The organism is Aeromonas sp. FL131 (assembly GCF_049860615.1).
GTDB classification, from domain to species: domain Bacteria; phylum Pseudomonadota; class Gammaproteobacteria; order Enterobacterales; family Aeromonadaceae; genus Aeromonas; species Aeromonas hydrophila.
In genome coordinates this window covers 17,143-37,590 of sequence record NZ_CP187595.1, presented here as the reverse complement: position 1 = coordinate 37,590, position 20,448 = coordinate 17,143, and the positions used below count along the sequence as shown (strand labels likewise).

The window sequence follows — 20,448 nt, the reverse complement described above, 5'->3', positions numbered from 1 at the left end:
CACGCCATATCTTGAGTGTATCTGAAACAATTTCCGCTGACGATGGCAATAAAAAACCCGGCTGGCGCCGGGTTTTTGGGGATTACTTGACGGCGTCTTTGAGCGCCTTGCCTGCCACAAAGGACGGCACATTCGCGGCTGCAATCTGGATCTCTTTACCAGTTTGCGGATTGCGACCGGTACGGCCAGCACGATGGTTCACCTTGAAGGTGCCAAAACCCACCAACTGCACAGCATCACCTTCTTTCAGGCTCTGGGTAATACCATTGATGATCTCTTCCAGAGCGACTTTGGCCTGAGCTTTGCTCAGATCTGCTTTGGCTGCAATTGCATCGACAAGTTGAGCTTTGTTCATAACATTTCCTTTATGATCGGGCATTTAGCACCGGGCCACTCTATTCAAAAAAAAACACTCAGGCAAAGGCTTTATCAGCCGGATTGGCTTGAATGCTGGGGTTTTCATCAAGATCTGCGGAAATAGTCACATATCTCGCCCCTTCGTGATCGTAATTGACGGGAAGAGGAGAGCAAATGATGGTGCCTTGTAACCAAAACGCCACCCGGTGTAACAATATCCCCATGCCCCTATTGACGGTCAACTGGATTTTCCCTAGTTATAGGAGGGTGTCGTCAGTCAATAAAAAGGCCGGAGGCCCGTCACGATAGCACTCCATGCCTATGCCCCACGGAGGGACTATGTTAACTGAACTGGAACAAACCAAACGCGCATTGGCAGGAAAGCACAGAGCTATCGACGACTGGCTGGATGCCAGGCAGGCATTGCTGGTCGAATACATGCGACTTGCCGGACTGACTCCCGCCCGCACCAAGCAGCGTTCGCTGCCCGGCCATGTGGAACTGCAAGGCTTCTGTGAACGCCTGGTCGACTACGTCAGCGCCGGACACTTCGAGATCTACAACCACGTGGTGACCGCCTTCGAACAGGCCAGCGGCGACAAGCTGGAACTGGCGAAACGCATCTATCCCCACATCCGGGCCTGCACCGAGTTCGCGCTGGAGTTCAACGACAAGTACAGCAATGCCGATGAGGCCCAGTTGCTGTTGCTGGATGAGGATCTGAACCAGCTAGGTCCCGTGCTGGAAGATCGTTTCAAACAGGAAGATCGGCTGATCAAAGCATTGCAGGTCGTGGAGTCACTCAGCGCCCAGCAGGTTTGATATCCAATTTCGGAGCCAGTTCAAGATCCTGATGTGCAAGGTGCATTACACTCTATGTCATGACCTTTAGCTCCAATTCCTATTGCTGACAGGAGATGAGAATGTCCGAGCGTCGCCGTTTTTCACGGATCCTCTACTTGACCATGGCCGACCTCGTCCAGGGAGATAAGAAATGGCGGACCCAGCTGGTGGATATCTCCCTGCAGGGCGCCCTGTTGATCCGGCCCGATGACTGGGAAAGCCACGACAACAAAGAGTATTCACTCAGCTTCGTGCTGAGCGGCAGCGACATCGAGATCAAGATGCAGGTCATGCTGACCCATGAAGCCAGCAAGAAGCTGGGGTTCTACTGCCATCACATCGACATCGACAGCGCCACCCACCTCAAGCGGATGATCGAGCTCAACGTCGGGGATGAAGACTTGCTGCACCGGGAGCTGGAGCAGCTGCTGAGCGAACATCTCGAACACCCCCACCCCTGAGCGGTATACCCGATGTAAAAAGGAGCGCCATTGCGCTCCTTTTTATTGCCTGCCTACGGCCACCATGCCGATTACAAAGCCTCCAGGGCATCGGCCAGCTTCTTGACCGGCACCACTTCCATGCCTTCGATGGGATGCTTGGGTGCGTTGGCGTACGGCACTATGGCCCGGCGGAAGCCATGCTTGGCGGCCTCCTGCAACCGCTCCTGGCCGGAGGGCACGGGCCGGATCTCGCCGGACAGCCCCACTTCCCCGAACACCACCAGATCCTTGGGCAGGGATTGATCCCGGAAACTGGAGACCATGGAGAGCAGCAGGGCCAGATCCGCGCTGGTCTCTTCGACCTTGACCCCGCCAACCACGTTGATGAAGACATCCTGATCCGCCATCTGCAGGCCGCCGTGGCGATGCAGCACCGCCAGCAACATGGCGAGACGGTTGTGATCCATCCCCACCGCCACCCGGCGCGGGTTGGAGAGCTGGGAATAATCAACCAGCGCCTGCAGTTCCACCAGCAGGGGACGGGTGCCCTCCCAGATCACCATCACCACCGACCCCGGCGCCTGCTCTTCACCGCGGCTGAGGAAGATGGCGGAGGGGTTGCTCACCTCCCGCATCCCCTGCCCGGTCATGGCGAAGACACCGAGCTCGTTGACCGCCCCGAAGCGGTTCTTGTGGGAGCGCAGGGTCCGGAAGCGGGAGTCGTGGCCGCCATCGAGCAACACGGAGCAGTCGATGCAGTGCTCCAGTACCTTGGGGCCGGCCAGGGTGCCATCCTTGGTCACGTGGCCCACCATGAAGATGGCGACATGATTCTGTTTGGCATAGCGGGTCAGCAGGGCGGCGGCTTCCCGCACCTGAGACACTGAACCCGGCGCCGACTGCACATCCGCCACATGCATCACCTGGATGGAGTCGATGACCATGATCTGTGGCTGCTCCTGCTGGGCAATCAGGCAGATCTGCTCGACCGAGGTCTCCGACAGCATGCGCAGCTTGTCGGTCGGCAGGCCGAGGCGAGAGGCCCGCATCGCCACCTGCTGCAGCGACTCCTCGCCGGTGACATAGAGGGTCTTCATCCGCTCCGCCAGACCGCACATGGTCTGCAGCAGCAGGGTCGACTTGCCCGCCCCCGGGTTGCCACCGATCAGGATTGCCGAGCCCGGCACCACCCCGCCACCCAGGACCCGGTCCAGCTCCTTGAAACCGGAAGAGAAGCGTGGGATCTCGGTGGTGGCGATCTCCGCCAGCGTCTGCACCTGGCTGCCGATGGCGCCGGCATAACCGGTATAACGGGCACTCTTGCCCGGGGTCACCGAGCCGAGGCGCACCTCGCTGATGGTGTTCCACTCCTTGCACTCACTGCACTGGCCCTGCCAGCGTGTGAAGTCGGCGCCACATTCAGTACAAACATAGGCAGTTTTGTTTTTGGCCATGGATAACTCGGGGACAGGATGAATTCCTGCTTGATATACTTGTTTGCGACCGACAGATCAAACCCAGAATCGGAAAAGTGACTTTCCGTGGCAGGAACACATGGATTCAGAACAACAACAGCACCTTATTGAACAGCTCATCCCCCTGCTCAGAGAAAAGGATTTCGATGACATCTTCAATCGCCTGACCCAGGATGAAAACAGCAACAGCCGTTTTCTGATCAAGATGGAGATCAAGCGCAGATGCACCCCCTGCCGTCGCGTGATCGACATGCGGGACGAACTGGGTGACGAGTGTCTGGTCCATGAATCCGACGGGATCACCCACTTCATGCCGGCCGAAGCCATCGGTCTGTTCCAGTCCCAATGCTATCTCTACAAAGACGATTACACCCTGGGAGTCTATGAGGCACTGCAATACTGGCAGAAACACCACCATGGCAAGAGCGATGGCCCGCTGCAGCCACCTGCCAGCCCGTTTCGCCAGTACGATGTCAACCCCATCGCCTTTGCCAGCTACTATGGCCGACGTCAGGAGCGGATGCACTTCAGCTCCCCCGTGCTGATCAAGTTTGCCGATGGCGACAAGCTGTTTGCCAAAAGCTCCGATCTTTCCCTCGGCGGGATCCGGGTCTCGGTGCCCTATCTGCCCAACTACCAGACCGGCGCCCAGGTCGAGGTGTTCTTCACCGGGCTGGAGCGGGATCATGCCAACCCGGTCCTGCACCATTCGGTCAGCTACCAGATCCTCGGGGAAGAGAGCAAGGAGGGCAAGTTCTGGCTCAGGCTGGTCAAAACCGGCGAACACCCCGGCTTCGACCAGTTTCTTAGCGAGTTCATCGAGAGCAACAAGAGCCGCTATCGGGTCAGCGTCGACTACCTGCTCTCCGCCGCCATCATCAAGGGGTATGAGCAGTTCTATCTGCCGCGCATGACCGGCATGCCGCTGTTTTTCGGCTCGGGCGACAGCCCCAGCCTCGAGATCGCCCTGCGCACCGAGAACAACCAGCACATCCTGGAATACTGGCGCGATGCCAAGAACCGCGACATGCTCGCCAGCCTGTTCTCCGCCACCCGCATGCAGGCCCTGCTGCCGGCAGCGGGGGAATTGAAAGAGACCCTGATCTACTGCTTCACCCACTCGGTACGCAGTCACCTCTATTTCTTCTCCGCCACCCGGGAAGAGCTGTTGCAGAGCGGGCTGATGTCGCTCTTCTTCCAGGTCGGCGCCCGGCGCCCCAGCTGGCGAGTCTACAAATTCAGCCTGGAGCGCTGTGACCTGCACGAGGCCGATCTGGCCAGCCAGCAGAGCAAGGAGAGCCCCCAGCTGCAAGACATGCTGCTGCAGGAGCGGCTCAAGCAGATAAGCTATGTCGGCCTGCTGCAGGATGTCGGCCTCGACAGCCAGCGGGAAGAGTTCCAGTACGATGCCAGCGCCCAGCACAATGCCAACGAACTGCAGCGCTTCGGCCACGACAGCAGTGCCGCCCCCTTCGAAATAGAGACGCTGCACTATGTCCAGCTGCGCAAGGAGGCCCGCTACATCCACAAGACGGCCGTGGCCATCAAGCACAATGGTCGCGCCTGGCTCGGCTGGACCCGCGACATCTCGGCTCACGGCATGCAGATCGAGCTGGAAGAGCCGTTCGAGGGGGTGAAGGACGACATCGTCACCATCGCCCTGCCGCGCCTGCAGGAGCTCTCCAAGAGCATGGATCTGCAGCGCCTGCCCTACCGGCTGGTCAGCATCAACCTGACCCGCACCTTGCTGCACCTGTGCATCGAGGGCGATCCGGAGCGCCACACCGGCCGCCAGTTCTTCAAGCTGCTGATCGAGAGCAACCAGAACAAGCTCAAAGCAGCCCAGGAGCAGCGCCGCTATCGCGGCATGGCACGGGCGCTGCGCAACATCTACACCCACCACGTCTTCAGCACCCCGGTCTACATCAACAAGCTGAAGGGCGCCCCCAGGCCGGCCTCCATCGGACATGCCCCGCAGGCGCGCAGCCTGTCGCGGCTGCTGAAAGCCTGTGCCGAGCAGGGTGACCAGGACAACCTCTATCCCCTGTTCCAGGGCGAATTGCTCAAACAGCTCATCATGAACCCGCTGCGGGCCATCGAGCGGGAGGATCAGCCCCAGGAGGAGGAGGTCTACATTGCCAGTCTGCAGACGGCGGCCGGCCTGCCCATCTTCACCAGCCGGCTCGCCAGCAGCTTCAAGAATGTGGCGGAGAAGCGCAGCTTCATCGAACAGGCGCTGCGCCAAGGGGAGTTCTACTCGGTGCTGGTGGGCATCTCCCGCACCGGCCGCCCCGACACCAACTTCATCGCCAACGAGCTGGACTACATCGCCAAGTTCGCCATTCACAAGGCCAAGAAGCTGGAAGAGGAGTTGTGGAGCGTGGTGGGAGTGGGCGAGCTGACCGATACCAGCCAGGCGACCCTGTTCCGGCTCGGCATCACGGCGCCCGTCAATTGAGCAGCCCTCTGCAAACCACGGCCCTCAACCAGGCGGGCAGGCAATAAAACCATGGCCGGCCTCTGGCCCGCCATGGTTTGTGCATCCATCAGTACACCGGATGACCGGCGCCACCAGCCCGGTCTTTGTCAGGCCGCCTGCGGGTTGAGCAGCCATTCAAGGATCTGCGGGAAGTGATCTTCCTGCGCCTGCGGGGCGGTCAACATGTTGATGTGGTCGTAATCGAGCCGGTTGCCGTTGTCCCGGCCGAGGCGGGTATGGCGGGCGGCCGAGCCCATCTCGGCACTGAAACGGCGCACGTCGGTCGGGTGACCCAGCACCTTGTCCGCCTTGGCCGAGATCATCCAGAGCGGTGGCCAGTTGACCCGGGCGGCCGCCTCGTCATAGGCGAACCCGTCGCTGGGATCCTGCCAGGGGCCGCATTTGACCCAGGGGATGGTCTCCTGCAGGTAACGCAGCGGCTCATCATCCGCCCCGATCTTCAGACTGCGCGCGGCCAGAAAGCCGTTGCGCCTGGCCAGCCAGGGGGCCAGCCGGTTCCAGATCAGATCCACCTTCAGCCAGCGCTCCGGATTTTGTACCGACACGCCGCGCTTGGTGCCAAAGAACACCAGACTGGCCACCTGCTCCGCCAACTCGGGGAAGCGCACCAGGGTCGACGCCATGATGACGCCGCCCCAGGAGTGGGCCATCCAGTGCAGCTTGAAGCCAGCATGGCGGGCGGCAATCCAGCGGTGCAGGGCCGGCAGATCCTCGGTGATGAGCTCATGCTGGCCATGTTCGGCCTGCTCGGCGATGGCCGGCGTGCTCAGCCCCCGTCCCCGCAGGTCGGCCACATAGACCTGATAGCCGTGGCGGGCCAGAAAGCAGGCCAGTCCCTTGCCCGATTCGGTGTAGAAGATGCGGCCGTTCTCGATGGCACCGTGCACCATCAGGATCGGCTCGCCATGTACCGCGACCCGCGGCTGAATGTGGCGCACGTGCAGCCGATGTGCGCCGCAGGGAATAAACAGGGATTGCTGTAACAGTTCCATTTTGAGACTACGTCCTCCGTGACGTGGGGGCCTTGTCGAGGCGCCGCGACTAGCGGCGATCCCAGCGCTGCTGGCGGCAGGCCAGCGCACCGAGCAGGCAGATCACCCCTTCCAGATCGTGGTAATTGAGGGTAGCCGCCGCCTGCGCCCGCACCAGCGGCTTGGCGTGAATGGCGATGCCGAGCCCGGCCACTCCCATCATCTTGAGATCGTTGGCGCCATCGCCGACGGCCACGGTCTGGCCAGCGGCGATGCCATACTCCTGCGCCAGCTGCTGCAGTACCTCGGCCTTGACGGCGGCATCGACGATACGCCCGCTCACCTTGCCGGTCAGCTGTTGCCCTTCCACCGCCAGCTCGTTGGCGAAGATGGCGTCCAGCCCCAGCTCCCGCTGCAACTGGCCAGCAAAACGGGTGAAACCACCGGAGGCGATCGCCACCTTCCAACCGGCCTGTTTGAGGGTATCGACCATCAACTGCAGGCCCGGCATCCAGGGCATGTCGGCCGCCACCTGGTCGAGAAGGGTGACCGGCGCCCCTTCCAGCAGGGCGACCCTGGCCCGCAGGCTGTCGGCAAACTCCAGCTGGCCCTGCATGGCAGCCGCCGTGACCGCCGCCACCTGCTCGCCGACCCCGGCCAACCGGGCGATCTCGTCGATGCACTCGATGCGGATGGCGGTGGAGTCCATGTCCATCACCAGCAAACCGGGCTCCGCCAGACTGGGCAGGGCTGGCAGATGACACAGATCGATGTCCCACTCCTCCCCCTTGAGCGCCTGTACCAGAGCGGGTGAGAAGCGATCCGTGCCCAGCAGCAGCAGAGGCACTCCGGCCGGCATGGCGGGCGGATAGAGCCTGGCCTGCAACGCGTGCTGCGCCAGCAGCCCGGCCAGCCGCCCGAGATGATGACCGGCCAGCGCGCGCCCGAACAGCACCAGCCAGCCGCCATCCAGCGCACTGGCGGCAGGCAGCAGCGCCTGCGGCGTCGCCTCCCACCAGGGGGCGCCGGACAGGCACTCGGGCCACTCTGAAATCTCTGCGGGCAATTGGGACAACAACATAGGGATAACGCCTTCCTTGGTGATCATGGGGTTAACAATGCTGGCCCAGAGTAGCGTATTGCTTTTTGTACAGGCAAGCGCCAAGATCCCGCCACCCCTTGTTAGCAAAAGGCTCAACGCTTGCGTCATCTCCCCATCAAACGCGTGCTCAGTCTCGGTGCCGGCGTCCTGCTCGGGCTCTGGGTGCTCGCGGTACTCATCCACATGCAGGGTGAGAGCCAGGCTTCGCTGCACAGCGAGGCACGCAACCGGGCCCAGGCGCTGGTGGCCTACGCTGCCCGCGACATGAAGCGCTGGCTCAAGGAGGACAAGAACAGCGAGCTGGAGCGGCTGGCCCAGGATCTGGCCGCCGAGCCCGAGATCCTCGATGTCACCCTCTACGATGCCCGTGGCATCCCCCTCGCCCAGTCGGACAATGCGGTGCCGCTGGACAGCCTGCTGCCCATCGGCGACAGCAACAAGTCGATACCGGAACAGGGCAAGGGGCGCATCCAGTTCGTGCAGGAGATCCTGGATGGGGAGCAGACCCTGGGGTATCTGCGCATTACGCTGGAAGAGCAGCAGATGCTGGCGGACAAGGATACCCGACTCAAGGTGGTACAGGAGAAGCAGCGGCTGATGCTGCTGGTCGCCCTGCTGGCCGGGTTGCTCATCTCCTACGGGATCCGTCGCAACTACATGCGGGTGCGCAAGCACAAGAAGAAAAGCAAACCGGTCGAGCCGCAATAAGGCGGCGCGATCCCCCGACCCGAAACTGGCAATGCCACCAGCAGGAGCGCTGTATGATTGCCCCCTCTCTGCCGCTGGATGAAGAGAGTCGACTGGAACGACTCCGCATCCTCGGCCTGCTTGACCGCGAGCCCATCGATCAGCTGGATCGCCTGACCCGGCTCATTACCCGCCATTTCTCGCTGCCCATCGCCATGGTCTCGCTGACCGACGTGAACCGGCAGTGGTTTCTTGCCCGCACCGGCGTCGCCCTGTGCGAGATCAGCCGGGAGCACTCCTTTTGCGGCCACGCCATCCTGCGTCCCGACATCATGCAGGTGCCGGATGCCCGGCTCGACCCGCGGTTTGCCGACAACCCGCTGGTGACCGAGGAGCCGCACGTGGTCTTCTATGCCGGGCGGCCACTGCGGGCGCTGGATGGCGTGGTGCTCGGCACCCTCTGTCTGGTGGATCATGCCCCGCGTCACCTCGACCAGGAGGCCTGCCGCGATCTCGATGACTTCGGCCGCCTGGTGGAGAACACCCTGCACGATCTGGAGCGGCGCCATCAGGTGCGCAGCCTCAATCAGGTGCTGGAGGACAAGGATCACCTGTTCACCCTCACCTTCAACCAGTCGTCGGTGGGCATGGCCCTCTCCTCCCTCGAAGGCAAGTGGCTGCGGGCCAACCCGGGGCTGGAGCGGCTGCTCGGCTACAGCGAGCAGGCGATGCTGAGCCGCACCTGGCACGCCATGACACATCCCGAGGATCTGCCGCGCGAGCTGCCCCTGTTCAACGCCCTGCTCGCGGGGCAACGGCAGGACTACCGGCTGGAGAAGCGGATGATCCGGGCCGACGGCAGCCAGTGCTGGGTCCAGCTCAGCGTGACCCTGTGCCATAGCCGCACCATGGCGCCGCACCTGATCGCCGTGTTCGCCGACCTTACCGAGCGCAAGCAGGCCGAAGCCGAGCTGCTGCAACTGCAGCAGGGGCTCGAGCGGCAGGTCCGTGAGCGCACCCGCGAGCTGTCGAGCACGGTGGAGCAACTGCATCGCGAGATGCAGGAGCGCGGCGCCATGCAGCAGCGCCTGTGGCAAGAGCAGCGCCGCCTGCAGCACATGCTGGAACACACCAGCAACGCCTTCCTCGAACTCGACGAGGCGCTGGTCATCACCGGCTGGAACCCGGCCTCCACCACCCTGCTTGGCTGGCACCCCGAAGAGATGCTGGGGCGTACCCTGCCCGCCCTGCTCGGCAGCGCTCACCCCCTGCTGGCCCAGCTGACCCATCCCCAGAGTGCTGCGCGCCGTCTGGAGTGCGAGATCGGCACCCACGATGGCCGGCGCATCCCGGTGGAGGTGATTGCCGAGCGTTACCAGTTCGACGGCAAGGTGCGCATCGCCCTGTTTTTGCACGACATCACGGCTCGCCGCCAGGTGCTGGCCGAGATTGAGCGCGGGCGGGCCAGGCTGCGGGCCATCACCGACGGCCTGCCGGTCACCATCAGCATGGTCTCGCCCGAGGGGCGCTACCTGTTCGCCAACCAGGCCTACTGCCGCTACTTCGGGCTCGATACCGAGCGGATGCGGGAGATGAGCGTGCGGGAGGTGATCGGCGACGCGGCCTACGGCCGGGCCATCGCCCATCTGGAACGGGCCCTCGCCGGCGAGCAGGTGAGCTTCGAGAACCGTTTCGAGCTGCCCATCGGCCCGCGCGATCTCAGGATCACCATGATCCCGAGCCGGGGCGATGAGCCGGGGGTCTACATTCTCGGCAGCGACATCACCGAGTTCAAGGCGCTGCAGAACCAGCTGGAGCACGAGGCGGCCCACGACCCCCTCACCGGCCTGCCCAATCGGCGCGCCTTCAGCCTGCGCCTCTCCCGGGAGCTGGAGCGGGTGCGCCAGAATGCCGAGACCCTGGGCCTGCTGTTTCTCGATCTCGACGGCTTCAAGCGGATCAACGATCAGCTCGGCCATCACGTCGGCGACGCTCTGCTGCAACGCTTCGCCAGCGTGCTGAGTGCCGAGGTACGCCCCGGCGACATGGTGGCGCGCTTGGCTGGCGACGAGTTCACCATCATACTGCCGGCCCTGCGCCAGCCAGAGCTCGAGCTGCCCGCCCTGTGCGAGCGGTTGCTGGCGGCCATGGCGGTGCCGGCCGACGTGGCCGGCCACCTGTTGCCCCTCGCCGGCAGCATTGGCGGTGCGCTCTGTCACTCGGGCCAGTATTGTCACATCGACGATCTGCTGCACCGGGCCGACAGCGCCATGTACCAAGCCAAGCAGGCCGGCAAGGGGCGCTTCGCCCTCGACCTCTGAGCTGCCATCCTTGCAATGCAAAACGGCGGCCCGAAGGCCGCCGTTGTCATTATTCATGCGCGAGGGGGATTAGTTGTCGCCCAGCAGGACGGAATCCAGCGCGATTTCGATCATGTCGTTGAAGGTCAGCTGACGCTCTTCGGAGGTGGTCTGCTCACCGGTACGGATATGGTCGGAGACGGTGCAGATGGTCAGTGCCTTGGCACCGTACTCTGCAGCCACGCCGTAGATGCCGGCGGCTTCCATCTCGACACCCAGGATGCCGTACTTTTCCATGACGTCGAACATGGAGGGGTCCGGGGTGTAGAACAGGTCGGCGGAGAAGATGTTGCCCACGCGCACGGCGACGCCCTTGTTCTTGGCGGCCTGTACGGCATTGGCAACCAGATCGAAGTCGGCGATGGCGGCGAAGTCGTGATCCTTGAAGCGCAGACGGTTCACTTTGGAGTCAGTACAGGCACCCATGCCGATCACCACGTCACGCAGTTTCACGTCTTCACGCACGGCTCCGCAGGAACCGACACGGATCAGGGTCTTCACGCCGTAATCGGTGATCAGCTCTTTTGCATAGATGGAGCAGGACGGGATGCCCATGCCGTGACCCATGATGGAGATGCGACGACCCTTGTAGGTACCGGTGAAACCGAACATGTTGCGCACGTCGCACACCTGCTCGACGTTCTCCAGGAAAGTCTCGGCGATGTACTTGGCGCGCAGGGGGTCGCCCGGCATCAGCACGGTATCAGCAAAGGCGCCATCTTTCGCATTGATATGAGGAGTTGCCATTCTCTTGATTCCTTCACACTAGGTTGAGTTTTATTGTCTTTATTGGTTGCCCGCCGCCGAGGCGGCGGGCGGGTAAATTACAGGAAGCTGGTACCGTATGCCAGTTTGGGCAGGCCGTGGTACGCCGCGATGCTCTGGCCGATGTCGGCGAACGTCTCGCGACGACCGACGGAGCCGGCCTTGACCGGCTTGCCGTAGAACAGCACCGGAATGTACTCGCGGGTGTGATCGGTACCACCCCAGGTCGGATCGCAGCCGTGGTCGGCGGTCAGCACTACCACGTCGCCATCTTCCAGCAACTCGAACAGCTCCGGCAGGCGGGAGTCGAAATACTCCAGCGCATCGGCGTAGCCCTTCACGTCGCGACGGTGACCGTAGGAGGAGTCGAAGTCGACGAAGTTGGTGAAGACGATGGTCTGGTCACCGGCCGCTTTCACCTCTTCCAGAGTACGATCCCACAGCTCGGTCAGACCGGTCCCCTTCACCTGCTTGGTGATGCCCTGCTGGGCATAGATATCGGCGATCTTGCCGATGGAGACCACCTGGCCGCCCGCTTCCTTCATGTAGTCCAGCACGGTCGGTGCCGGCGGCAGCACGGAGTAGTCGTGGCGGTTGCCGGTGCGCTTGAAGTTGCCCTTGCCGCTGCCCACGAACGGACGCGCGATGACGCGGCCGATGTTGTAGGGCTCCAGCAGCTCGCGCACTATGTGGCACAGCTCATAGAGCTTCTCGAGGCCGTAAGTCTCTTCGTGGCAGGCGATCTGGAACACGGAGTCGGCAGAGGTGTAGAGGATCGGCTTGCCGGTGCGCATGTGCTCTTCGCCCAGATCATCCAGCACCTGGGTACCGGAGGCGTGGCAGTTGCCCAGATACCCCGGCAGACCGGCCTTCTCGACGATGGCGTCCAGCAGCTCCTGCGGGAAGCTGTTGTGGTGGTCATGGAAGTAACCCCACTCGAACAGCACGGGCACACCGGCGATCTCCCAGTGACCGGACGGGGTATCCTTGCCGGAGGAGAGCTCCTGGGCAAAGCCGTAGGCGCCGACCACGTCGATGTCCTTGTTCAGACCGGCCGGGAAGGTGCCGCTGGCGAGTTCGCCTGCGTGACCCAGACCCAGCTTGCTGAGGTTCGGCAGATTGAGGGCGCCACGGCCTTCGATCTCACCGGCGGCGCAGGCCTTGGCGATATGGCCAAGGGTATTGGCGCCCACATCTCCGAACTTGTCGGCGTCGGCGGCAGCGCCAATACCGAAAGAGTCCATCATCAGAATAAAGGTACGTTTCATGGGACTTCCCCTTGTTACAAATCAGCCAGACCGATGCGACGGTAGACCTCGGGCAGCGCCTCTGGTCGGGTGTCACCGATCTTGACGGCGGCCTGCACCATGCTGGCAGCCTGAGCGAATTGCTCTTCAGTTTGAGCGTGGATCAGGGCGAGCGGCTTGTCTGCCTCGACGCTTTGACCCAGGCGGATAAAGTCGGTCAGACCGACCGCATAATCAAGTTTGTCACCGGCAGCGCGACGGCCACCGCCCATGGCGACCACGGCCAGACCCAGTTCACGGGTGTCCATGGCGGTCACGAAACCGCTGTTGGCAGCATAGACGGGGCGCACGATGGCGGCTTTCGGCAGGTGGTGATCGTAGCGCTCCATGAAGTCGCCCGGGCCGCCGAGGCCGGTCACCATGCGACCGAAGATCTCGGCCGCCTTGCCGTTGTCCAGCACCGCCTGCAGTTTGCGACGGGCCTCGCCGTCATCGCTGGCCAGGCCGGCGGAGATCAGCATCTCGGCACACAGTGCCATGGTCACGGCGTGAATGCGCGGGTTGCGGTATTCACCGGTCAGGTAGCGCACCGCTTCACGCACTTCCACCGCGTTGCCGGCGCTGGAGGCCAGCACCTGGTTCATGTCGGTCAAGAGCGCCGAAGTACGGCAGCCAGCACCGTTGGCCACCGCGACTATGCTCTTGGCCAGCTCTTCGGAGGCTTCAAAGGTCGGCATAAAGGCACCGGAGCCAACTTTCACATCCATCACCAGCGCTTCGAGCCCGGAGGCGAGCTTCTTGGAGAGGATGGAGCCGGTGATCATCGCGATGGATTCAACGGTGGCGGTGATGTCCCGTACTGCATAGATACGCTTGTCAGCCGGGGCCAGATCGCCGGTCTGGCCGATGATGGCGACACCAGCCTCTTTCACCACTTTCAGGAAACGATCGTTGTCGACCGAGGTCTGGTAGCCGGGAATGGCATCCAGCTTGTCGAGGGTACCGCCGGTGTGGCCCAGACCACGGCCGGAGATCATCGGCACGAAACCGCCGCAGGCGGCGACCATCGGGCCAAGCATCAGGGAGACCACATCACCCACACCGCCAGTGGAGTGCTTGTCGACAATCGGGCCACCCAGATTGAGGTGATCCCAGGTTAGCACCATGCCGGAGTCGCGCATGGCGCAGGTCAGGGCAACCCGCTCATCCATGGTCATGTCTTTGAAGTAGACCGCCATCGCCAGCGCGGCGATCTGCCCCTCGCCGATGGTGTTGTTGGTAATGCCCTGAACGAAGAATTGAATTTCTTGGGTACTGAGCGCTTCACCGTTGCGCTTCTTGCGAATAATTTCTTGAGGCAAAAACATCTTTCATTCCCTCCGCCATTGCTGGCGTTACACAAGCCTGAATCCTTGCCCACACACCGCATGGTGGGGGCTAACAGGGCGGACAGCCGTCCGCCCTCTCATCAACCTATTAGTAACCGCTGGTGTTGGCCGGCTTGTCGCCATGCCCCAGAGTGGCCAGCAGACTGGCCAGCAGGCTGGATGCACCAAAGCGGAAGGTACGGGCGGATACCCAGTCGTTGCCGAGGATCTCTTCGGCCATGGCCAGGTACTGACCGGCAACGGCGGCATCTTTCACGCCACCGGCAGGCTTGAAGCCGACTTTCGGATTCTTGGCCTTGATCACTTCCATCATGATCCGCGCCGCTTCCGGAGTCGCATTGACCGGCACCTTGCCGGTGGAGGTCTTGATGAAGTCGGCACCGGCATCGATACAGATTTCGGAAGCGCGACGGATCAGCGCCTCTTCTTTAAGTTCACCAGTTTCGATGATCACTTTCAGCAGCACGTTGGCACCGCAGGCCTCTTTACAGGCTTTGACCAGATCAAAACCGATCTGTTCATTACCGGCCATGAAGGCGCGATACGGGAACACCACGTCCACTTCATCAGCACCGTAGGCGACAGCGGCACGGGTTTCGGCCACGGCGATCTCGATGTCGTCGTTGCCGTGCGGGAAGTTGGTCACGGTCGCAATGCGTACGTCGGCAGCGCCGATCTCACGCAGGGTTTTGCGAGCGATAGGGATAAAACGGGGGTAGATGCAGACGGCGGCGGTCAGGCCAGCCGGTGACTTGGCCTTATGGCACAGGTCGATCACCTTCTGATCGGTGTCGTCATCGTTCAGGGTGGTCAGGTCCATCAGATTCAGGGCGCGCTGAGCGGCCAGTTTCAGATCAGTCATTCTGTTCTCCAAAGTCTCGATTTAGTCCGGATTCCAGGGCATGGGTCCGCCTGTCGCAACGCAACCGGCAAGACACGACTCCCAAAGAAACGGGAATGGAATTGCAGCGCAATTGCACGGGCAATGAGGCTGCAAATAAGGCAAGAGCCCTGTCACTTTCTTACAAAAGTGCGGACTTGGTTCCATGAAGACTTGAGAAAGGCAGACAAGGTCTGACCCGACTTCCCAATCAATTCCATTTGACCGCCAACACCCGATTTCATCGGGCATTAGTCAATGCCAGCACCCTGCTGGCAATGCCTATTTCAGCCGAGATACCCCTTGTTTGCAAGCCGGATTTGCCATTTTCAGAGGTACCTCACATCTGGCAAATCCGGTACTGAAAAGTGCGTTAAGAGAAGAAGCGAGTGAGTATCCAGGAGTATGCCAGCCCCCCCAGATAGACTCCGACGATCCCCATTACCCCGGACAACACGGGCGGGGCCGGGATCGGCAATTTGAGGAAAGAAAACAACAAGCCAACGATAAAGCCGGCCGCCATCGCCAGTAGCACTTCATTCATATAACCTCCGATTTGACTCATTTTATTATTAGTTTAGAAAGGAAAACGGTTGTCACCGCCCCAAACGCGAACGCCACAGCTTCTCGCTGTGGCGTTCGTCTTTACCCTGACAGTCAGGCGATATTACATGCCGGACAGCGCCAGGAAGAAGCCTGCGATGGTCGCAGACATCAGGTTGGACAGAGAGCCAGCCAGTACGGCTTTCAGACCAAATTTGGCAATGGTGCCGCGACGGTTCGGTGCCATGGAGCCCAGACCACCCAGCAGGATGGCAACGGAGGACAGGTTGGCGAAGCCGCACAGGGCGAAGGAGATGATGGCCTTGGTGTGGTCGGACATGGCCACGCCATTGATCAGCACTTCATCTTTCAGATACGGGGCAAAGTTCAGGTAGGCCACGAACTCGTTGACCACCAGTTTCTGACCGATGAAGGAACCGGCCACGATGGCTTCGCTCCAAGGCACCCCGATCAGGAAGGCCAGCGGGGAGAAGATCCAGCCCAGCAGCAGTTCCAGGGAGAGCTGCGGATAACCGAACCAGCCACCCACACCGGAGAAGATGCCGTTGATCATGGCGATCAGGCCGATGAAGGCCAGCAGCATGGCACCGACGTTCAGGGCCAGTTGCAGACCGGCAGAAGCACCGGCGGCAGCGGCATCGATCACGTTGGCAGGCTTGTCTTCCAGCTCGCCATCGGCATTGTTCTCGTCGTAGCTCGGGGTCTCGGTTTCCGGCACCAGCAGCTTGGCGAACAGCAGACCACCCGGAGCGGCCATGAAGGAGGCGGCGATCAGGTATTCCATCTTGACGCCCATGGAGGCGTAGCCAGCCAGTACGGAACCGGCAACGGAGGCCAAACCACCACACATGACGGCAAACAGCTCGGAGTCAGTCATCTTGGAGATGAAGGGACGCACCACCAGCGGGGCTTCAGTCTGACCCACGAAGATGTTGGCAGTAGCGGAGAGGGATTCGGTACGGGAAGTGCCCAGTACTTTTTGCAGGCCACCACCCAGCAGTTTGATGACCCACTGCATGATGCCCAGGTAATAAAGAACGGCGATCAGCGAGGAGAAGAAGATGATGACCGGCAATACGCGGAAGGCGAAGATAAAGCCGCCGCCACCGAATACTTCGAACATCTTGTTGCTGACCAGACCACCGAACAGGAATTCGATACCGTTTTGGCCATAACCGATGACGCTGGAAACGGCATCGGATACACCCACCAGAATATCTCGGCCAACCGGGACGTACAGCACGAATGCACCCAGTCCAGCTTGAATTGCAAAGGCACCGACAACGGTGCGAATTTTTATTGCTTTGCGATTACTGGAGAACAGCACCGCGATAAGGACGAGCGTTGCCATCCCTACCAGACCCATTATCAAATTCATTATTAACACTTCCTCTTTAGTAGCACCTTCCAGCTTGTTAACAACTTGTATCTCAAAGCCATCAATCAAGGGTGCGCATTATACTAATTACGGTGCGACAAAGTAGAATGCTGGTCACATTTTATAAGCATGAAATGCGCTAGGGGTCGTCAAATTAGACCGCAAACGATTTTTACTTATCCCGTTTTTTATCATGCCGCTATCAATAGTTAATCAGCTGTTAATTTGTGACTTGCCCAGTTGGAAAGCGTGCAAAGTGGATTCACGTAACACCGAGGCAACATGGGCCAGCGGTTGTTGCCGCAAATCGGCCAGCAGTTGCGCAATTTTCGGCAGGTTGGCGGGGGTGTTGGGCGCCCCCTGCTGACCCTGCAGCGGCATGTCGGGGGCGTCGGTTTCCAGCAGCAAGGATTCCAGCGGCATGTCGCGCACAGCCTCTCGGGTCTTGTTGGCCCGCTCGAAGCTGATGACCCCGCCGATACCGAGCCGAAATCCCAATTGCCAGAACGCCTCTGCCTGCTGCAGAGAACCGCTGAAGGCGTGGATGACGCCCCCTCTGGCCGGACGCAGGCGCCTGAGGATCTTGGCGACAGTGTCGTTGGCACGCACCGAATGGACGATCAAGGGCAGCTCATGCTCCATAGCCAGCTTGATTTGAGCCTCGAACATCTCGAGTTGCCCCTCCTGTGGCACATGAGAGCGCAGATCCAGCCCGCACTCGCCCACCGCCACCAGCCCGCGTGGACGCTCGGCCAGCAGTCGTCGCAACCGGGTCAATACCGCCGGAGTCTGCCCCCCCACATACCAGGGGTGCACACCCAGGGCATAGGAAATACCGTCGTGCTCTGCCGCCAGCGCCATCACCCGGCCCCAGTTTTCCTCTCCCACGGCGGGGATGATATACTCGCTCACCCCCAGCTGGCGGCACTCGGCCAGCAGCGCCGCCCGATCGGGATCGAAGACCGGAAAATCGAGATGGCAATGGGTGTCGATCAGTTGCATGTCGCTCTCACCTGTTTGTCGTAATTAATGGGTCCATATCATGATGAAACGCACAAGCCACGGCTTTACCCTGATAGAACTGGTGCTGGTCATCATAGTGCTGGGGATCCTGGCCGTCACCGCCCTGCCCCGTTTCATCAATCTCAAGGATGACGCTCTCAAGAGTACGGTCGCCACCACCGCCACCAGCTTTGCCAGCGCGGTGCAGCTGGCCCATGCCGGCTGGGCGGTCAAGGCGCAGGATCAGGCGCTCTACAATCTCGGCAGCATGGGGCAGCGCAATCTCGACATCAACCGCTATGGCTGGCCCGCCGGCACCGACGAAGATCAGGGCCGCAAGGGGATAGATGAGCCCTATGTCGCAGGTCAGGGTGACTACATCTCGGTGAGCAACCAGTCAGACTGCCGCCTACTGTTTCAGGGACTGCTGGACAGCAGCTATACCGTCGCCTCGGTCGATCAGGATCCCGAGATCCAGCTCAACGCCGACTACCTGTCCAGCGAACTGCCTGCCAACCAGGTAGATGCGGATGGGGAGCCGCACAGCAACTGCCGCTATACCCTGCGTGACTCCATCGGCCGCTTCCCGGCCTATCCAGCTGGCCTCTCCTTCGACTACAACAGCGTCACTGGTGCCGTGACCCGCAATTTCCAGTGAGCGATTCCGACTCGCCCTGCCGCTCCGTCTGCGGCGCGTCATCCTGCTCGCGGCGCACCGGCACGCAGCAGCGCCGGTTCTCCGGTGTGAGTCCCCACTCCTCGCACCAGCCATCGTAGCGAGCCAGCCAGCGTAACAAGATGCCTTTCATGGTCTGTTCCTCGTCTCTGTCGTCCCCTTGCCGTTTCTGCCTATCTGCTCCGAATCAGCTAATGCCACGACTCGATACCGGAATGACAGGTATAAAAAAACGACTCCATTTGGAGTCGTTTTTATCAGAGCCATCTGGCTAATTCAATTCACGCCTGTGTGGACAGGCTCAGACGGCTGACACGAGGGAGCATGTCCAACGGCGATCAGCCCTTGGCCGGCAGGCTCAGGCGGGCAACCGCTTCCACGTGCATGGAGTGCGGGAACATGTCGACCGGCTGCACCTCATCCAGCACGAAGCCCTGCTTGACCAGCCAGGCGAGATCGCGGGCCAGGGTCTGCGGGTTGCAGGAGACATAGACCAGCCGGCGCGGCGCCATGGCCACCAGGGTCTGCAGCACGGCCTTGTCACAGCCCTTGCGCGGCGGATCCATCACCACCACGTCAGCAGTCACGCCCTGAGCGTGCAGCTCGGGCATCAGCTGCTCGGCCTTGCCGACGTGGAATTCGGTGTGCTCGATGCCGTTGAGGGCGGCGTTGCGACGGGCATCGCTGATGGCGCTCTCCACCGACTCGATCCCCACCACCTTGGCAGCCTTGCCGGCCAGGAACAGGGAGATGGTGCCGATACCGCAATAGATGTCGAACACCGTCTCGTTGCCGGTCAGTTCGGCATACTCGAGGGCGCTGGAGTAGAGCACATCGGTCTGGCTCGGGTTGTTCTGGAAGAAGGAGAGTGGCGAGATCTCGAACTCGAGCTCGTGGATCTTGTCGCGGATCACCCCTTCACCCAGCAGCACCCGGTTGGTGGCACCCAGTATGCGGTTGGTGCGCTCCTCGTTGATGTTCTGCACCAGGGTGGTAACCGACAGATCGCTTAAGCTCGCCAGCAGTTCGGCTTCGAACGGCAGCTCCTCGCCCAGGGTCACCAGCACCACCATCAGCTCGCCGCTCTTGAAACCCTTGCGGGTCATCAGGTTGCGCACGCAGCCGGTGTGGTTTACCTCGTCATAGGCGGCGATGTCGTGCTCGCGCATCCAGTTGCGTACCCGGGCGTTCAGCTCCACGTGCAGGGAATCTTGCACCGCGCAATCATCGGCGGTGATGAGGTCATGAGAGTGTTTGCGATAAAAGCCGATCTCGGCGCCGGCGTCACAACCGCGCACCGCATATTGGGCCTTGTTGCGATAGGCAAACGGGCTGTCCATGCCGAGGATCGTCCTGACGGTGGTATCACCCAGCCCGGCCTGTTCCAGCGCACTCTCCACCAGCGCCTGCTTGAGCTTGAGCTGGGCCGGATAGGCCAGCGGGCGCACCTGGCAGCCACCGCATTCGGTGTTGGGGCAGAAGTCGGCGACCCGATCGGCGGAGGGCTGGAGCAGCTCGGTCACCTTGCCGTGCAGATAGTTGGGCTTGACCTCGGTCAGCTCCACCAGCGCCTGCTCACCGGGCAGCAAACCTTCGACAAACAGGGGGCGGTCGAACAGGCGTCCTTTGCCATCTCCTTTGTCGGTCAGTTCCAGGATCTCGATCTGGTGTTGATGTCCCACTAACGGCATGAGCGGCTCCAAAAGTACATATAAAGAGGGGCGATGGAACCGGCCCGGCCAGCCCCATCAAGAAAAGGTGGCAGAGTTTAGCGGAGATCCGGCCAAATTGCAGGCATAAAACAGCAACA

20 protein-coding genes are annotated in these 20,448 nt (G+C 61.4%); 6 read left to right on the top strand and 14 right to left on the bottom strand.

Translation table 11 applies throughout. The annotated features are described in order from the left end of the window. Positions 1 to 82 precede the first annotated feature (82 nt). Both hupA and ACPW75_RS00205 read right to left on the bottom strand, forming a co-directional pair. Positions 83 to 355: a nucleoid-associated protein HU-alpha gene (gene hupA, locus ACPW75_RS00210; protein WP_005305063.1), complete on the bottom strand. Its 273-nt coding sequence runs from the start codon at positions 353 to 355 to the stop codon at positions 83 to 85. Between the two features lie 58 nt (positions 356 to 413). Further along, positions 414 to 599 (bottom strand): hypothetical protein, encoded by a 186-nt coding sequence (locus tag ACPW75_RS00205; protein WP_130631666.1) that lies wholly within the window; start codon positions 597 to 599, stop codon positions 414 to 416. A 97-nt stretch (positions 600 to 696) separates the two neighbouring features. On the opposite strand from ACPW75_RS00205, the gene ACPW75_RS00200 reads away from it, so the two are divergent. Both ACPW75_RS00200 and ACPW75_RS00195 read left to right on the top strand, forming a co-directional pair. Next, positions 697 to 1,179 (top strand): Rsd/AlgQ family anti-sigma factor, encoded by a 483-nt coding sequence (locus ACPW75_RS00200; protein ID WP_011707403.1) that lies wholly within the window; start codon positions 697 to 699, stop codon positions 1,177 to 1,179. Between the two features lie 101 nt (positions 1,180 to 1,280). Next, positions 1,281 to 1,661: a PilZ domain-containing protein gene (locus ACPW75_RS00195; RefSeq protein WP_011707404.1), complete on the top strand. Its 381-nt coding sequence runs from the start codon at positions 1,281 to 1,283 to the stop codon at positions 1,659 to 1,661. A 71-nt stretch (positions 1,662 to 1,732) separates the two neighbouring features. Here the strand turns inward: ACPW75_RS00195 and radA are convergent, their stop codons facing one another. Next, positions 1,733 to 3,097, bottom strand: coding sequence for a DNA repair protein RadA (gene radA / locus ACPW75_RS00190; protein ID WP_024945847.1), 1,365 nt, complete (start codon positions 3,095 to 3,097; stop codon positions 1,733 to 1,735). A gap of 100 nt (positions 3,098 to 3,197) precedes the next feature. Here radA and ACPW75_RS00185 point away from each other — a divergent pair, with 100 nt between their 5' ends. Next, the gene (locus tag ACPW75_RS00185; protein WP_077095145.1) at positions 3,198 to 5,576 is read left to right on the top strand and encodes a PilZ domain-containing protein; all 2,379 of its coding nucleotides are present in this window, start codon (positions 3,198 to 3,200) and stop codon (positions 5,574 to 5,576) included. Positions 5,577 to 5,704: 128 nt separating this feature from the next. Here ACPW75_RS00185 and ACPW75_RS00180 read toward each other — a convergent pair whose 3' ends face one another. Both ACPW75_RS00180 and serB read right to left on the bottom strand, forming a co-directional pair. Further along, the gene (locus ACPW75_RS00180) at positions 5,705 to 6,610 is read right to left on the bottom strand and encodes an alpha/beta fold hydrolase (RefSeq protein WP_011707407.1); all 906 of its coding nucleotides are present in this window, start codon (positions 6,608 to 6,610) and stop codon (positions 5,705 to 5,707) included. A gap of 49 nt (positions 6,611 to 6,659) precedes the next feature. Next, the gene (serB, locus tag ACPW75_RS00175; RefSeq protein WP_077095146.1) at positions 6,660 to 7,670 is read right to left on the bottom strand and encodes a phosphoserine phosphatase SerB; all 1,011 of its coding nucleotides are present in this window, start codon (positions 7,668 to 7,670) and stop codon (positions 6,660 to 6,662) included. Positions 7,671 to 7,790: 120 nt separating this feature from the next. On the opposite strand from serB, the gene ACPW75_RS00170 reads away from it, so the two are divergent. Both ACPW75_RS00170 and ACPW75_RS00165 read left to right on the top strand, forming a co-directional pair. Continuing rightward, positions 7,791 to 8,399: an AhpA/YtjB family protein gene (locus ACPW75_RS00170; RefSeq protein WP_017411238.1), complete on the top strand. Its 609-nt coding sequence runs from the start codon at positions 7,791 to 7,793 to the stop codon at positions 8,397 to 8,399. Positions 8,400 to 8,452: 53 nt separating this feature from the next. Next, positions 8,453 to 10,699, top strand: a complete 2,247-nt coding sequence (locus tag ACPW75_RS00165; protein WP_077095147.1) for a sensor domain-containing diguanylate cyclase — start codon at positions 8,453 to 8,455, stop codon at positions 10,697 to 10,699. Between the two features lie 69 nt (positions 10,700 to 10,768). On the opposite strand, the gene deoD is transcribed toward ACPW75_RS00165, so the two are convergent. From deoD to ACPW75_RS00130, 7 genes are all read right to left on the bottom strand, one after another. Next, entirely contained in the window at positions 10,769 to 11,485 is a 717-nt protein-coding gene (gene deoD, locus ACPW75_RS00160) for a purine-nucleoside phosphorylase (protein WP_011707410.1), read from the bottom strand. A gap of 77 nt (positions 11,486 to 11,562) precedes the next feature. Continuing rightward, a complete protein-coding gene (locus ACPW75_RS00155; RefSeq protein ID WP_011707411.1) occupies positions 11,563 to 12,771 on the bottom strand; it encodes a phosphopentomutase in 1,209 nt (402 codons plus the stop codon). A 14-nt stretch (positions 12,772 to 12,785) separates the two neighbouring features. Beyond that, positions 12,786 to 14,117, bottom strand: a complete 1,332-nt coding sequence (gene deoA / locus ACPW75_RS00150; protein WP_016351989.1) for a thymidine phosphorylase — start codon at positions 14,115 to 14,117, stop codon at positions 12,786 to 12,788. A 109-nt stretch (positions 14,118 to 14,226) separates the two neighbouring features. Beyond that, positions 14,227 to 15,000, bottom strand: a complete 774-nt coding sequence (gene deoC / locus ACPW75_RS00145) for a deoxyribose-phosphate aldolase (protein WP_077095148.1) — start codon at positions 14,998 to 15,000, stop codon at positions 14,227 to 14,229. 391 nt (positions 15,001 to 15,391) lie between these two features. Next, positions 15,392 to 15,562 carry a XapX domain-containing protein gene (locus tag ACPW75_RS00140; RefSeq protein WP_005305103.1) on the bottom strand — a complete coding sequence of 57 codons (171 nt, stop codon included), beginning with the start codon at positions 15,560 to 15,562 and terminating at the stop codon, positions 15,392 to 15,394. 123 nt (positions 15,563 to 15,685) lie between these two features. After that, positions 15,686 to 16,960, bottom strand: coding sequence for a NupC/NupG family nucleoside CNT transporter (locus ACPW75_RS00135; protein WP_011707414.1), 1,275 nt, complete (start codon positions 16,958 to 16,960; stop codon positions 15,686 to 15,688). Between the two features lie 213 nt (positions 16,961 to 17,173). Further along, complete coding sequence (locus tag ACPW75_RS00130; RefSeq protein WP_060390690.1) at positions 17,174 to 17,962, bottom strand: TatD family hydrolase; 789 nt, start codon at positions 17,960 to 17,962, stop codon at positions 17,174 to 17,176. Between the two features lie 40 nt (positions 17,963 to 18,002). Between ACPW75_RS00130 and tppF the strand changes: the two genes are divergently transcribed. Beyond that, on the top strand, positions 18,003 to 18,620 hold the full coding sequence (tppF, locus tag ACPW75_RS00125) for a type IVa pilus pseudopilin TppF (RefSeq protein ID WP_011707416.1): 618 nt from the start codon (positions 18,003 to 18,005) through the stop codon (positions 18,618 to 18,620). Here tppF and ACPW75_RS00120 read toward each other — a convergent pair. After that, positions 18,589 to 18,771 carry a DUF5363 family protein gene (locus tag ACPW75_RS00120; RefSeq protein ID WP_077095149.1) on the bottom strand — a complete coding sequence of 61 codons (183 nt, stop codon included), beginning with the start codon at positions 18,769 to 18,771 and terminating at the stop codon, positions 18,589 to 18,591. The two genes, tppF and ACPW75_RS00120, sit on opposite strands and share 32 nt — an antisense overlap. Before the next feature lie 205 nt (positions 18,772 to 18,976). Next, positions 18,977 to 20,329, bottom strand: a complete 1,353-nt coding sequence (rlmD, locus tag ACPW75_RS00115) for a 23S rRNA (uracil(1939)-C(5))-methyltransferase RlmD (protein ID WP_077095150.1) — start codon at positions 20,327 to 20,329, stop codon at positions 18,977 to 18,979. Positions 20,330 to 20,448: the final 119 nt, after the last annotated feature.

What these genes read in the sequence shown, in the direction of transcription:
- hupA (WP_005305063.1), bottom strand. Translation starts at nt 355, where the DNA reads ATGAACAAAGCTCAACTTGTCGATGCAATTGCAGCCAAAGCAGATCTG.
- ACPW75_RS00200 (WP_011707403.1), top strand. Translation starts at nt 697, where the DNA reads ATGTTAACTGAACTGGAACAAACCAAACGCGCATTGGCAGGAAAGCAC.
- ACPW75_RS00195 (WP_011707404.1), top strand. Translation starts at nt 1,281, where the DNA reads ATGTCCGAGCGTCGCCGTTTTTCACGGATCCTCTACTTGACCATGGCC.
- radA (WP_024945847.1), bottom strand. Translation starts at nt 3,097, where the DNA reads ATGGCCAAAAACAAAACTGCCTATGTTTGTACTGAATGTGGCGCCGAC.
- ACPW75_RS00185 (WP_077095145.1), top strand. Translation starts at nt 3,198, where the DNA reads ATGGATTCAGAACAACAACAGCACCTTATTGAACAGCTCATCCCCCTG.
- ACPW75_RS00180 (WP_011707407.1), bottom strand. Translation starts at nt 6,610, where the DNA reads ATGGAACTGTTACAGCAATCCCTGTTTATTCCCTGCGGCGCACATCGG.
- serB (WP_077095146.1), bottom strand. Translation starts at nt 7,670, where the DNA reads ATGTTGTTGTCCCAATTGCCCGCAGAGATTTCAGAGTGGCCCGAGTGC.
- ACPW75_RS00165 (WP_077095147.1), top strand. Translation starts at nt 8,453, where the DNA reads ATGATTGCCCCCTCTCTGCCGCTGGATGAAGAGAGTCGACTGGAACGA.
- deoD (WP_011707410.1), bottom strand. Translation starts at nt 11,485, where the DNA reads ATGGCAACTCCTCATATCAATGCGAAAGATGGCGCCTTTGCTGATACC.
- ACPW75_RS00155 (WP_011707411.1), bottom strand. Translation starts at nt 12,771, where the DNA reads ATGAAACGTACCTTTATTCTGATGATGGACTCTTTCGGTATTGGCGCT.
- deoA (WP_016351989.1), bottom strand. Translation starts at nt 14,117, where the DNA reads ATGTTTTTGCCTCAAGAAATTATTCGCAAGAAGCGCAACGGTGAAGCG.
- deoC (WP_077095148.1), bottom strand. Translation starts at nt 15,000, where the DNA reads ATGACTGATCTGAAACTGGCCGCTCAGCGCGCCCTGAATCTGATGGAC.
- ACPW75_RS00140 (WP_005305103.1), bottom strand. Translation starts at nt 15,562, where the DNA reads ATGAATGAAGTGCTACTGGCGATGGCGGCCGGCTTTATCGTTGGCTTG.
- ACPW75_RS00135 (WP_011707414.1), bottom strand. Translation starts at nt 16,960, where the DNA reads ATGAATTTGATAATGGGTCTGGTAGGGATGGCAACGCTCGTCCTTATC.
- ACPW75_RS00130 (WP_060390690.1), bottom strand. Translation starts at nt 17,962, where the DNA reads ATGCAACTGATCGACACCCATTGCCATCTCGATTTTCCGGTCTTCGAT.
- tppF (WP_011707416.1), top strand. Translation starts at nt 18,003, where the DNA reads ATGATGAAACGCACAAGCCACGGCTTTACCCTGATAGAACTGGTGCTG.
- ACPW75_RS00120 (WP_077095149.1), bottom strand. Translation starts at nt 18,771, where the DNA reads ATGAAAGGCATCTTGTTACGCTGGCTGGCTCGCTACGATGGCTGGTGC.
- rlmD (WP_077095150.1), bottom strand. Translation starts at nt 20,329, where the DNA reads ATGCCGTTAGTGGGACATCAACACCAGATCGAGATCCTGGAACTGACC.